General features: G+C 61.5%; 10 protein-coding genes. 4 read left to right on the top strand and 6 right to left on the bottom strand.

Going from position 1 to position 12,569, the window contains the following annotated elements; all coding sequences use genetic code 11:
- Positions 1–56: 56 nt before the first annotated feature.
- The 4 genes from MKL09_RS19235 (at position 57) to MKL09_RS19220 (ending at position 5,945) form a co-directional block, all read left to right on the top strand.
- The gene (locus MKL09_RS19235) at positions 57–2,513 is read left to right on the top strand and encodes a glycosyltransferase family 61 protein (RefSeq protein WP_244022764.1); all 2,457 of its coding nucleotides are present in this window, start codon (positions 57–59) and stop codon (positions 2,511–2,513) included.
- Positions 2,514–2,760: 247 nt separating this feature from the next.
- Positions 2,761–3,348 (top strand): GNAT family N-acetyltransferase, encoded by a 588-nt coding sequence (locus MKL09_RS19230; RefSeq protein ID WP_244022762.1) that lies wholly within the window; start codon positions 2,761–2,763, stop codon positions 3,346–3,348.
- A gap of 81 nt (positions 3,349–3,429) precedes the next feature.
- Positions 3,430–4,962, top strand: coding sequence for a glycosyltransferase family 61 protein (locus MKL09_RS19225; protein ID WP_244022789.1), 1,533 nt, complete (start codon positions 3,430–3,432; stop codon positions 4,960–4,962).
- 53 nt (positions 4,963–5,015) lie between these two features.
- Positions 5,016–5,945, top strand: coding sequence for a hypothetical protein (locus MKL09_RS19220; RefSeq protein ID WP_244022759.1), 930 nt, complete (start codon positions 5,016–5,018; stop codon positions 5,943–5,945).
- Positions 5,946–6,266: 321 nt separating this feature from the next.
- On the opposite strand, the gene MKL09_RS19215 is transcribed toward MKL09_RS19220, so the two are convergent.
- The 6 genes from MKL09_RS19215 to MKL09_RS19190 all read right to left on the bottom strand — a co-directional run bounded on the left by MKL09_RS19215 (position 6,267) and on the right by MKL09_RS19190 (position 12,473).
- On the bottom strand, positions 6,267–7,202 hold the full coding sequence (locus MKL09_RS19215; RefSeq protein ID WP_244022757.1) for a GNAT family N-acetyltransferase: 936 nt from the start codon (positions 7,200–7,202) through the stop codon (positions 6,267–6,269).
- Positions 7,203–7,204: 2 nt separating this feature from the next.
- Positions 7,205–7,870, bottom strand: a complete 666-nt coding sequence (locus MKL09_RS19210; protein ID WP_244022755.1) for an acetyltransferase — start codon at positions 7,868–7,870, stop codon at positions 7,205–7,207.
- A 3-nt stretch (positions 7,871–7,873) separates the two neighbouring features.
- Entirely contained in the window at positions 7,874–8,707 is an 834-nt protein-coding gene (locus tag MKL09_RS19205; protein WP_244022753.1) for a class I SAM-dependent methyltransferase, read from the bottom strand.
- Between the two features lie 155 nt (positions 8,708–8,862).
- On the bottom strand, positions 8,863–9,984 hold the full coding sequence (locus MKL09_RS19200) for a DegT/DnrJ/EryC1/StrS family aminotransferase (protein ID WP_244022752.1): 1,122 nt from the start codon (positions 9,982–9,984) through the stop codon (positions 8,863–8,865).
- 12 nt (positions 9,985–9,996) lie between these two features.
- Positions 9,997–10,461, bottom strand: coding sequence for a sugar 3,4-ketoisomerase (locus MKL09_RS19195; protein ID WP_244022750.1), 465 nt, complete (start codon positions 10,459–10,461; stop codon positions 9,997–9,999).
- Between the two features lie 149 nt (positions 10,462–10,610).
- Positions 10,611–12,473 carry a glycosyltransferase family 61 protein gene (locus MKL09_RS19190; RefSeq protein ID WP_244022749.1) on the bottom strand — a complete coding sequence of 621 codons (1,863 nt, stop codon included), beginning with the start codon at positions 12,471–12,473 and terminating at the stop codon, positions 10,611–10,613.
- Positions 12,474–12,569 lie beyond the last annotated feature (96 nt).

Here is a 12,569-nt window from a genome sequence, read left to right as displayed (position 1 = left end):
GGGCCGCGCACGGGACGGCGCCTGATGCGAAGCGAGGCACCGGTTCAAGCGTCCGCATGAGGACCGTGATCGAGGAAAGCGGTCTGTTCGACCGCATATGGTACCTCAAAACATACGGGTTCCATTTACGCTCCGATGAGGATCCCATCGACCATTACGTGCGCGTGGGGGCCCGGAAGGGTTATTTCCCAAATAGTTTATTTGATTCCAAGTGGTATTTACAGACATACAAGTTGGGTTTCTCCATGCTGAGAAACCCGCTTTACGATTATATTGTCAATAGTAATACGTTTATGCGCGATCCAAATCCATATTTTTCAACAAAGTTCTATTTCGACGCTTATCCGGACATCGGAAAGCACCTCGATATTTTGGCGAACAAGACGACCGCACTCCATCATTATATGCATTGGGGTGAGCGCGAGGGCAGGGAGACCGGACCAAATTTCTGGTCGGAACGGTATGTCGCCGTCTATCCGGATGTGGCGTCCAGCGATTTCGGTCCGGTCGCGCACTTCCTGCATGTCGGACGCATGCGGGGTCGCAAGCGGTTTGTCTTCCGCGCCGGTCGGCAGCCGCTCGCAGTGGACGAGACGCAGCGGGCCCGTCTCGTGCGCTGGATGGACCCGGCGTGGGCGCTGACCCCGCGTGACGCGCGCGTGGGCCGCTCCGTCCGACTGTGCGTGTTCGTCCTTGGGTGCTTGGCTTACGCCATCTCGCGGCCTCGCCTGCCGCTTGCCGCGGGATCTCAGGCGATCAGTCAAGTGCGCTTCTTCTTGACCGCGGTCCGGCGGTTCCGGGCGGAGGGTTTCGAGGACGTCCCGCTGGGCGCCGTCACCTTCCTCGCGCGACCGTTCGCCCGCTCGCAATCGGCCAGCCATTTGTCGCGCGCGCTTACGGCACCGCGAGCCAGCCTCAAGCTTTATCTCGCTAACAGTTTCAAGACGATTGGGTTGTTCTCGGATGCCGAAGCGCTCTGTCGGGATCTCGATCAGTCCGACTCGCTTCGCGACTTCGCCTTGCTGACCCTCGGCGACATCTATCTGGTTCAGGCGATCTGGGCGTCCGAGTTCAACGAATACGCGTCGCACCAAGCCGCCATCAATCCGGGCCGGATCCTCGATCTTGGTTTCGGACGGACGTGGCATGATCGGACCTTCGAGGACTCGATTGCCCTGCTGGAGACAGCCGCCGCTCTCGAGCCCGACGGTGCCGATATCTGGCTCATGCTCACCTTCGCACGACTTTCGGCAGGGCAATGGTCCTCGGCTCGCGATGCGGCCGCGCGTCTGGCGGCGCTTGACCAGACGGAGGATGTCGCACGTTTCGCGCAGGCTTTTGCCTTGTTCGGAACGGATCCGCAGGCGGGCTTCGATCTCTTCAAGGACACCGCCCGTGAGGTGGGGGAGCAGAGCATCCATGGGGTCGCGGCCATCGTGGAAGACGGTGAGGATTTTGTTGAGTCGTATCAAGTCGCATCGCTGCCGGTCGCGGATGCGCAGTCTCTGGTTGTGGACTACGTTCTGATCTACGGAGGCCGGGCATCGCGGGTGCGGACGCTTCTGCCTTTCCCGGTGGCGTCCCTCAGCGAGATGCGCGCGGCGCAGTTGCTGCCGGAATATGGTACCGTGCTAGTGGACGGGACGGCTCTTCTGGCTAGCCAGTCGCATATGCGGCGTTGCCACGATCAGACCTTCTGTTCCGCGATCGTGACGATCGCCGAAAAGCGAGCCATCTACACGCGTGCAATACCGATAGCCGCACCCGTTGAGAGAGCTTGCTTCATCGGAAATAATAGCAACTATTTCCATTGGTTGTTGGAAGATATTCCAAATACTGAAGCTGTGACTGGGGGGTCGGAATACGACGATGTGCCGATTCTGGTGGATAGGAATGCCGCGTCCTGGCAGTTGGATCTTCTGTCGCGCGTCGGAGTCGTGCGATCGCGGCTGTGCCTCGTCGATTTTTCCCGTCCGGTCAGCGTGCCGCATCTGGTCTTGCCGCCCCGCTTGTCCAAGAACCTCGTCGTCCACCCGGAAGCTGTCCGCTTCCTCCGCGAGAGACTCGTCCCCGGAGCTTCGGCCGCAGCGGTCAGGCCCGGCAAGCGGCTTTACCTCACGCGCGGGAGCGCAGCCGTGAAGCGCGGATTCTTGAACGAGCCAGAGGTCATCGATCGCTTGAAGGAGGCTGGCTTCGCGATCGTCGATCCGGGAGGCATGACGATCGACGATCAGATCGAGCTTTTTTCCGACGTAGAGATCATTGCGGCACCCGGCGGCGCGGCCCTGTCGAACCTCGTCTTCGCACCGCCTGCCACGAAGGTGCTCGCCTTCTCCGCCGACGCGATCCTAAGCGAGACCTTCACGAGTCTCGCCAGCGCGATCGGCCAATCCTACGTTCTCTGCGCAGGCGCATCGCTGGCGCGTGCCGATCGATATTGGATCTGGTCACGGTTCGATTTCTCGATCGCGAAGGTCGACCTCGACCGAGCTCTGGAGGAGGTGATCGGATGATCCAGCTCCGGGGGGCGCGATCCTACGACGCACGAATGGGCCGTTCGGCACGGGTGTCGGATCTCCGGCCGCACCGCTCGAGTACGGGGTTCTGTTGGCGATACCAAGCGAGACTGCAGTGTGCCAATAGCTCGGGCTTGGCGCTCAAGACCGGACGTGAGACAGTCGACGATACAAGTCTGCGGACCGCGGAATTGCAAGGCCAACGCACTTCGGGCAGCGTAAAGTATCCAGTCACGGACAGGTCATGTCAGTCAACAAGCTCCGCGGAACAGTTCAACTCGACCCTACACGACGCTCCTACCTGCGCTTGGCCGAACCGTCCGACGGGCCGTTGATCTACCGGTTGCGGTCTGACCCGCGGCTCAGCCGCTTTCTAAATGCCCCGCCGACCAGCGTCCCGGAGCAGATCTCGTGGTTGACCCGGTACAAGGACGACGAAGCAGCCGGGAAGCAGTATTATTTCATCATCGTATCGGCGGAACAGGACCGCGGAACGGTTCGGATGTACGATTTCCGCACCATCAACGGCTTGAGGTCTTTTTGTTGGGGAAGCTGGATCATCGAGCCGCCGCCGGTGATCGGCCTTGCGAGCTATTCAGCGCTTGCGGTGTGCGAACTGGGCTTTGGGCATCTCGGTTTCGAACATGCTCACTTCGATGTCCGGCGGGAGAATGAGAACGTCGTGGCTTTCCATCTCAGATCTGGCGCCGAGATCATCGACGAAAATGAGCAAGACTATTTCTTTCATTTCTCACGTTCGGCCTACGATGCTTTCAAGGTCGCCCAACGGCAGACAATCGAGCGGCATTGCGCACAGCAGCGCGCCTCGTGAATGGATGCGCGCCGATGTTCGGCCGTGGTTTGGGCAACTCGCTCTGTGCAGACCGGCCCTCGGATCGCGTAATCCGTGAGCATGGCGTCCATTCTTGAACGTGTGACGTTGCGCATCGCGCAGCGCATCGTGGATCCGGCCTTCTATCTGGCGCGAAACGCCGATGTGGCGGCAGCGGGCGTCGATCCCGTCGCCCATTTCGCGCGGTACTGGCACGCCTCCCCGCTGCGCGCGCCCAACGAGCGCCTAGAGGGGCGGATCTTCGCGTGGTCGCCCGTGCTACTCGCCGTTCTGGCGTTGCTCGGACGGAGCCGTCAAGACATCACAGACTGCTTCCGCTATCGCATCAACCAGCTCGCGACTCGGCGCGGTTTCACGCTGCAGCTTCGGCTCGTCCTCGTGCTCGCGCGCTTCCTTGCTGTGCGGTCCGCATTGTCCACGGGCCCGAGCGGGGCCGCCGCCGCCGGGCTCGGCTCGATCTATCCTGTGGTGCGGATCGGGCACGACGCGGTACCCTGGATCGACTGCCGCAGCATCGCGGAAGCCGGCGTGTTCAGCTTTGCGGACCCCGAGGTCGCCCTTCGTGCGCAGCCTTCGACCGCGCGCCGACTGCAATGTCCGGAACTCTGGTGTGCCAAGATTCAAGATGCGTCGATCTTCGGCTTCGCCCAGATCGTCTCCCATGCCGCTTTCGTGGTCTACGAGCCGGAGGCGGATCCGGTGTTCCGCTACACGAGCCGTCAATGCGAGTTCGTCATCAACTGTTTTGGGTCGAAGGGCGACCGGGTCCTGGCTCGGGTCCCGCAGGACGTCGATCAAGCGATTGATGCAGGTATCCTACTCATCGGGCGATGCGGGGCGAATTATTTCCATTTCCTGATCGAGTACGCCACGAAGGGCTACATCATCGACAAGGCGTCCATTCCGGCGGATGTGCCGCTCATTCTGAGCGACGATCTGTTTCCGCAGGAAATGGAGGCGCTGAAGCTGCTCTTCCCGGGACGTCCGTTCACGATCCGGGAACACGGCAAGCGGCTGGACGTGAAGACTCTTTATGTTCCGTCCTTGATGACCTTCATCCCGGATACGCCCGACGTCGAGTTTTGGACGGTCGCCGCCGTCAATCACGCGAGTCTGTCCTGGCTGCGGGCGCGGGTGCTCGACACCGCGCCGGCGCCTCGCGCTTTACCCGCCCGGAAGCTCTATCTCGGCCGATCCGCGGGCCGTAACATCACGAATGCCGCGGAGGTGGAGGCGGTTTTTCACCGGCATGGCTTCGAGATCGTCAATCCAGGACAGCTCAGCTTTGCGCAGCAGGTCGAAGCTTTCAGATCCGCGGGTTGCATCGCCGGGCCGATCGGCGCCGCCTTCGCCAACTTGGTTTTTGCGTCTCCCGACACGCTCGTCCTGGGACTCGTGTCGCCGTTCGCCGTGCAGTTCTCGACGTTCGCCAGCCTTGCGACGTTTGCCGAGTGTCGTTACCTAGCCGTCCCTGGTGAGCACGATGCCTTTCGTCCCGGCGCTGAGAAGAGGCGCCGCTCGCTGGAGTTGACGCATGGCAATTATCGCATCGACCTCGATTACTTGGACACTGTGTTGCGAACCTATATCTGAGGTTTTGCCATTCCGACGCACGTCGTCGCGGTTTGGTCGACAGGAATGACGGCATGAAGAAGCAATGGACCGATCTTGGCCTGCGATTCGAGGCGCCAGGTTCGGGGCTTCTCCAGACACACGCCATGCTGCCCACGCCGATCGTGCTGGCAGATCGCATCAGGGTCTATTTCTCGTCCTGCGATGCCGACCTGCGAGGACGGATTTTTGCCGTCGATTTGAGCTTGGACCATCCCCATGCGGTGATCCATTTCGATCCCGCTCCCGTTTTAGACCTCGGAACCATGGGGTGTTTCGACGCTGATGGGGTCAATCCCTGTCATCTTGAAATTTTCGATGCCGTGTGGCGACTGTATTATGTCGGCTGGCAAAGACTGTCTCAGGACGTTCCCTACACGCTCTTGGCTGGCCTTGCATTAAGCAAAGATTTCGGCAAGACCTTTGTGCGCTGGAAGACGGAACCCGTCCTGCCGGCGACACCCGACGAGCGGTACTTTCGGACTGCCCCATTCGTTCAGCGAGTGGATAACGGCTTCCAGATGCTCTATATTGGTGGGAACCGTTTTGTCCCTAGCCCATCAGGGAAGCTGCTTCCGAGATACGCCATCCGCCGGTCATGGTCCGCAGATGGGATTCACTGGCCGGACCCGACTGAGGATGTGCTGCTGCCGGATGAGGCGCATGGCGAGATCGGCTTTGGCCGTCCGCGTATCGAAACTCTCCCCGGACAGGCGCCAGCCCTGATGGTCTCGGTGCGAACCGAACGAGCTTACACGCTGATGATGTGCCCGTGGGACGAAGGCCCGGTCGATCGGTCCCGCTTCGTTGAGGTCGTCGATGCTGCGGGGCATGCATGGGCGTCCGAGATGACTTGCTTCGGCGCGACGTGTCAGGTCGAAGATCGAACGCTGCTCTTCTACAACGGTAACGGCTTTGGACGGACCGGCTTTGGTCTGGCCTACCGGGATCTGGCATCCAACTAGAGTGGCTCCCGATCTTGGAGATACCTTCGGCCCGTTGAGTCAAGCGTTTTCAATTCAGATGATGCGCTCGTCTCCTATGCGGACTTCGGACGTCGCGCATTGGAAGATCCATCCCCCGTTGGTCGATCCATTCGGCACCACAGAAGCTGTCGCAACCCGATCGACAGTAGCCCCAAGCCCCAGCGCCGAGCGCGGGCTTCGATTCACACGGTCAGCCCGCGAATGCGTCGGAGGGGCGATAATTTCCTCCGGCCCACGGGGTGGCCGGTCGCAAGATGGGACAAGGCCCCGGCCAGGTTTCAGACTGGCCGGGCTGTGTCGCTACAGCGCGACTGCGTAGGTGTCGTGCATCACGGCACTTCCGCCGAATTCCTCCTTCTGGGTCAGAAGGCCCTGGTTCAGGACGCGACCGCCTTCCTCAGTCGAGATGCCGAAGTCGAAGTAGCGCTTCACCGGTTGGTAGGTCTTGATGAGGGTGCTGAAGAGGAGATCCAAGGCACCGACGTCGCGCCCCTGTCTGTTGGATGCGATATACTGGGCATGCGCGACGTCCTGGGTCTCGAAGATCACGACGCCGGCCACCGTCGCTCCCTCTTGCTCGGCCGTGAAGAGCTTGATGTTTTCTGGAAAGCGTGAAGCCAGCATCTCGATCTCCGGCAGGGTGTGAACCGGCGTAACTCCGTGGCGCTCTTGGAGCGTCTGCGCGAGGATGTCCCAGAAAGCGGGCCAGCGGCTGTCGGTGCGGATGGTAAGACCGGCCTTCTGCGCCTTACCGACTCCCCGACGGCGGCGCGACGAGAGTTCGCCGGGCAGTCGATAGTCAATTGTCGTGGTTACATCCCTTCGCACCAGTTGGGCGCCGACGCGGAACAGGCAGTAGAGATCGGCCTCCGCGGGCCGGCGATGATAGATCGACGGCGGCGGCTTGTAGATCAGCTTTCTGGCGCCGGTCTGTCTGTAATGATTGAGGCAATCCTCGAACAGCGCTAGCGTCGCGTCGGTCGACAGGCGGGCGGTCAGGAGGCCGCCGAATGTCAGCCCCTGATGGGAATAGATCGTATCGCCGTCGATATTGGCGGGAAGCGCCGCCAGCATCGTGTCTTCCCGGGTGATGAGCAGCGAGGCGTCCGTAAAGCGGTCGGCGTGGTAATCCATGAAGCTGCGATCGAACAAGAAATGTCCGTTTGCCGCCGTTCGATTGTGTGCGTTCCAGGCCGAGGCTTGATCCTGGGTGAACCGCCGGATCGACAGGGTCATCGCTAGCGCGCTCGGCAGAAGCGCGTGGCCGAGATCTTGCGTGGCTCCGCCGGATTGCCCTGGTAGATCTTGTCCGGTTCCGTCGATTGCGCGAGGCTTGAGGCCATGCTGATGAAGTTGTCAGGCGCAATCGTTACGCCATGCCCTATGGCAGCGTTGACACCGAGGAAACTGTAGGTTCCAATTCTGCAGAATCCGGAAATCACGACATGCGAGCTCACGAAGACATGGTCTTCGATGACTGTGCGATGGCCAATGTGATTGCCGCTCCAAAGCGTGACGTTGTTCCCAATTTCAACGAAGGGTTGGATGACGTTGTGCTCCAGAATAAAGCAGTTCTCGCCGATCGTGACATTGTGCCAGACGAAGGCTTTGGTGCTGACGTACGATGTCAGCTTATAGCCCATGGATTTGACCTGTGCGCAGAGATCTGTTCGGACCCGATTCAGTTTCGAGTCGCCGATGGCGACGAAGGCGTCGTACTCGTCCGGCGGGAAGGCCTGCTGGACCTGAGTAAGTGGGATCACCGGTAGATCGTGGTAGTGCGGCTGCGTGATGTATTCCTCTCCAATCGAAAAAGCCGACACATCGTAGTCGCTGTCATGGGTGAAATACTCGTAGGCCATGCTGGCGATCTCGCCATTTCCAAAGATGATCAGCCGTTTCATCGATCAAGCCTTTATGATGAGGAGATCTTCGCGCCGGTTGGCCATAGGGAGATCTGGCGCCTGAGGCATGAGGTAGGCGTCCGCGCCTGCGGCCTGTGCCCGCTGGATGAGCCCCGTGAGCACGGCGTCGTCGATCTTGCCAGGATTCGGCTCGTTGTATCGGACGTCGGGCTCGGTGTCGGTTCGGGTGAAGTCCTTGTGAAAGCGCCTGCCAGTTTCGCTCGCGAAAAAACGGCGTCGCTTTGAGATGTTCGGGATGTCACCGATCAGGGCACGGCCGCCATCAGCGAGAAGCTCAACGATGCTGTCGATGAAGGTGAAGGGATTACCCTCCACGAACACGTAGTGGAAGACGCTGTAGCAGAGGATGACGTCGGCTTGGCCTACCTGATCCCGGATGGAATCCCGGATCGCCGGGAACGAACCGGCGATCTTCACGGTCACGTCGGCGACGTCGGGAAGCTGCTCGAGCATCTCCGCGCTGTCGACAAGGACCAAGCGATGGTTCCTCTCGCGACACAGGTCGATCAGGCGATGCGGCAGGCCGGCGCATCCGGGACCGATATCCACGATCGTGGCGCCGGTTCCGAGAAGGGCTGGGAGCTTAGCGGAGATGTCGCGGAGGATCGCCTCTTCGAAGCCGTTACGGTACGTCTCCGGAAAGCCGATCCGCTCATTGGCGGTGAGGTGTGGGTTCCGTGCGAGGGCGCGAAATCCTTCGAACGTGAGATCGACATTGGCGAGATCGACGTCACGGCCGGTCTGGAGGTACTCTAGGGAACTCGATCCGTCCTTGGAATGCCCCCCGTCGGCAGCGTTCAGAGAAGACGATGACACAGGTGGCCTCCTTTTCCGTTTGCGATTGGCGTACGGAGCCCGGGAAATCCCAGGCTCGCCGCGCTTCGGGCGCCCCATGCGAGGGCCGCTTCGGCCCGGCCACGGACTTCAGGGCCGTTGACAGAGTCGTGACCGGCGGTCCGACTCGGCAAACCTCACGCTGCGCCGGTGCGATGGTCCGGGGTCACGGCCTCCTGGCAAGCTCGTATGACGTGCCGTATTTCCTCGTCCTGGAGATGGGGCCCGATAGGTAAGCTCAGGATCTCTCGACCGAGCGTGCGGCCCAAATGGCTTTCCCCGGCGATTGGGTCGCCCGCATAGGCTTCGGCGTCTGCCGGTGCGATCGGGTAATGGATCTGGGTGCCGACGCCCGCTTGGTCGAGGCGCGCCGCCAGCGCATCCCGCTGCCCGGACCGGACGACGAACAGGTGCCAGACGGGGTCTGTGCGCGGGTCGACTTGCGGTAGGGTAAGGCCCGTCTGGGCGAGGCCGGCCTGATATGCGGCCGCGACGGAGCGGCGGCGATTGTTCCAGTCGTCGAGATGGCGCAGCTTGATGCGAAGGAGCGCGGCTTGCAACTCGTCAAGCCGTGAATTCACCCCCTGCTGCCGATGTACATATTTCTCGCGCGAGCCGTAATTGGCGATCTCGCGAATCCGGCGTGCGACCGCCGGGTCGGACGTGGTCACGGCCCCGCCATCCCCCAGGGCACCCAGGTTCTTGCCCGGATAGAAGCTGAACGCGGCAGCGTCGCCAAGACTGCCAGTCCGCCGCCCGGCGAAGCTCGCGCCATGAGCCTGCGCGGCATCCTCAATGCAGACGAGACTGTGTCGGTGCGCCAGGGCGCGGAACGCCTCCATGTTGGCCGGCTGGCCGTAGAGGTGGACCGGCATGATGGCCTTTGTCCGGCTGCTGACCGCCTTGGCTGCTCCAGCTGGGTCCATGTTGTATGTCGAGGGGTCCGGATCGACGGAGACCGGCTTCGCACCCACTTGGCTGACCGCTAGCCATGTCGCAATGAACGTGTTCGACGGTACGAGGACCTCGTCTCCGGGGCCGATGCCGTAGGCGCGCAGGATGAGGATCAGCGCGTCGAGGCCGTTTGCGACTCCGACGGCGTGCTCGGCCTCGCAATACGCGGAGAACTCCGACTCGAAGGCTTCTACCTCCTCGCCCAAGATGTAGCGCGACCGGTTCAGGACCCGGTGCCATGTGGCGTCGAGTTCTGCTCGGATGGCGTCGTGAGTGCGGCTGAGATCAAGAAACGGAATCTGCATCTCAACTTTCTCTTACCGACGTCCAACGGCACGGATGAACGACTCGTAATCCCTATAATAGTCGCTTTCCTCGTAATGCTGCGAGGCAAGCGAAAGGCACACTGCGCCTCCCGAAAAGTTATCGATGTCGCGCCACGTCATCTGCGGAACGTAGAGGCCTATGTTGGGACGGTTGAGCATGAAGGTCTGGCGCGCATAGCCGTCGTCCAGATGGACGTTGAAGCTGCCAGAAAGTGCTATGAGAACCTGTTGCAACTCTTTGTGACTGTGGCCCGCCCGAACGGCGCCGTGCGATACGTCATAGATGTAATAGATGCGGCGGATGGCAAAAGGCACATCCTTCTCAGCCTCGATCGGAGTTAGCGCCCCCCTATGATCGAGAATGTCGCGGAACTCGATCAGGTACGGCTGAGTCATTTTTTCCATGCCGAAACCCCGGCTTTCAAGTACCGGCTCTTGATCGCCGGACAGTTGCATGGACAGACAGAAATCCTGGCCCCGCTTAAGGGCTGAGTGCGGATCGATGGGTGATCCGATGTCGCCAAGCCTCGTAAGCGGAACTGAGCTGATCCGCAATGAATAGCTGGTATCAGGGCGGGTAACGCGACGAAAATGCTACCACAAGTTTATCCGGGGCCATTGCGGGGCACGAACGGCAGAGCCCCGATCATACGCCCGAAGATCGTCCGTGGGGCTTCCGTCTTCGAGGGCGAGGGCATTGCCGCAGATGTCGGCTGCCGCAGCCGGTCCAAGGCCGCGATGATCTCGTTTGGGGCAATGCTGTAGCTTGCGTGAAAGGCGTGTCCCTCCTCGTTGACCGTCTGACCCCGGACGAACGTGATCTGCGCACCGCCTGCCTCGATGAAGCTGGTGTAGCCCCGAAAATTGAACCCCAAATTGGCGTGAATGAGGCCAAGGATGCGGCACTCCGGGCGGCAAAATAGGCCGTTCGTTAGTGCCGAACTCGACGAGCCCACGATGAGGTCGGCGGAGTGGAAGGCGTCGACCTGTTCGAGGAATGTCATTGTTTCCGGGGTAATGACCTCGAAGCCGTGCGGGCGAAGGGCCTCAGCGATCTCGACTTCGTTGATGAGTTGGCGTTGCGCGAACGCTTTTCTCGAAATGAACAGCCGACGGCCGGCGCGTCCACTCAGTGCACCGCGTTCGCGAGCGCTGTCGAGGATGCGTGTGCGCAGGTCCACCAGGATATCCGCCGGCCAGATCGTGTCGTAAACGCGCCGGCCAGGCTTCATCTCGAACGGGAAGAAGGCTGGCACTGGCGCGAGGCCGAGCAAGCCGAACGCCACCGGCCGGGGAGGTAGCTTGATGATTGAGCGATCGCGCGTGTCTATGAGGCTGACGACCTCCTCATGCGTGGGCGGCATATGGTCGTCGATGCAGAGCGGGATGCCGTCCGGGCAGCGCGGGTCGTTGTAGGCCAGCATGCGCGGGACAAATTCGCAGAACCAGTGGCCGTAGTTGCGGCTTTGCAGGCCGAACATCGAGAGCCCGGCCTCGATGGTTAGGCTGTCCTCCGGAACCTCGACAAGGGCCTGTTTTGTCCCAAAAGCCGCCATCACGATCTGGTCCGGGTTGACCCCATCCTGAAGCAGAACGTCGCCGCGACGGGGATGAGCCGCGAGGTCGTAGATCAGGTGCGCGTCCTTCAACACGAGGTTGCTGCGCGGGAAGGCGTGGCAGTTGTCGATGAGCGCGAGATACTGGCTCGGCGCCTCCAGGTCCCCGGCCTCTGAAGTCAGAGGCGGTGGCGGTTCAGTGAATTTCAACTGTGGCTCTTGGATCGGGCGCGGCGGCCGCATCTCCGTGTAACGCACACCGAGCTGGCCTGCTAAAGCACCAATGCCGACTATGTCATAGCACGCCAAGGGCCCTGCGCCGATCAGCTGGCGGGTCGTCTCGTGCAGGGCGACGGCGTCGTCGAACGCGCAGGCCTCGATCAGCATGTCGAGCTGAAGCCGTCTCAGATTCTTGATCTTCTTCGGCAGCGGATCCCCGTCTCGCGAGATGAGGCCGGGTTCGTGGCCGTTGAGCTCCAGGGCGAGCCTGTAGCATTGGACGCTGGCCTCGGCCTCACCGCGCAACTCGAGCAACCAACCCCTATCGACGAGAGCGTCCGTGATCTTGGGCCTCAGTCGGTTCGCGTCCGCCGCCCGCAACCGCGCAATGACCGGGCCGGCCTCTGCGAAGCGTCCCTGCATGCAGAAGTCGCGCAGCCGAGCCTCGGCGGCCGACAGGGTCCAGCGGCTGCTGTCGGGGCCGGCCAGGGCGGCGGCCATCTCGTAGGCTTGTGCTGCCAAGCCAATCTCGCCGCTACCGTCCAACCGGAACGCCAAGGCATCGAGATGACGGACCATCGTGCCAGGATTGCTTCCCGCCGCGTCCGGATCGGCCACGCTTGCGGCGAGATTCGCGAATAGTTGGGGGTGACCGCCGCGGAGATCTTTGATCACATTCAGGAAGTCTGACATGCCCGTGTGCTCGACCCACAAACTCCGTGCGCCGACGTGCGCTGCGAGCCTTAGACGGCGGCCGGAGGGAAGCAGCTCATCGTGCGGCATGATCGG

Origin of the sequence: Methylobacterium sp. J-048 (genome assembly GCF_022829515.1) — a bacterium.
Classification (GTDB): domain Bacteria; phylum Pseudomonadota; class Alphaproteobacteria; order Rhizobiales; family Beijerinckiaceae; genus Methylobacterium.
The sequence above is the reverse complement of the archived record's forward strand: the minus strand, read 5'-3'. Positions and strand labels throughout refer to the sequence as shown.

Bases quoted from the DNA above. Each gene is read 5' to 3' on its own strand.
- MKL09_RS19235 (WP_244022764.1), top strand. From the start codon at position 57: ATGAGGACCGTGATCGAGGAAAGCGGTCTGTTCGACCGCATATGGTAC.
- MKL09_RS19230 (WP_244022762.1), top strand. From the start codon at position 2,761: ATGTCAGTCAACAAGCTCCGCGGAACAGTTCAACTCGACCCTACACGA.
- MKL09_RS19225 (WP_244022789.1), top strand. From the start codon at position 3,430: ATGGCGTCCATTCTTGAACGTGTGACGTTGCGCATCGCGCAGCGCATC.
- MKL09_RS19220 (WP_244022759.1), top strand. From the start codon at position 5,016: ATGAAGAAGCAATGGACCGATCTTGGCCTGCGATTCGAGGCGCCAGGT.
- MKL09_RS19215 (WP_244022757.1), bottom strand. From the start codon at position 7,202: ATGACCCTGTCGATCCGGCGGTTCACCCAGGATCAAGCCTCGGCCTGG.
- MKL09_RS19210 (WP_244022755.1), bottom strand. From the start codon at position 7,870: ATGAAACGGCTGATCATCTTTGGAAATGGCGAGATCGCCAGCATGGCC.
- MKL09_RS19200 (WP_244022752.1), bottom strand. From the start codon at position 9,984: ATGCAGATTCCGTTTCTTGATCTCAGCCGCACTCACGACGCCATCCGA.
- MKL09_RS19195 (WP_244022750.1), bottom strand. From the start codon at position 10,461: ATGCAACTGTCCGGCGATCAAGAGCCGGTACTTGAAAGCCGGGGTTTC.
- MKL09_RS19190 (WP_244022749.1), bottom strand. From the start codon at position 12,473: ATGTCAGACTTCCTGAATGTGATCAAAGATCTCCGCGGCGGTCACCCC.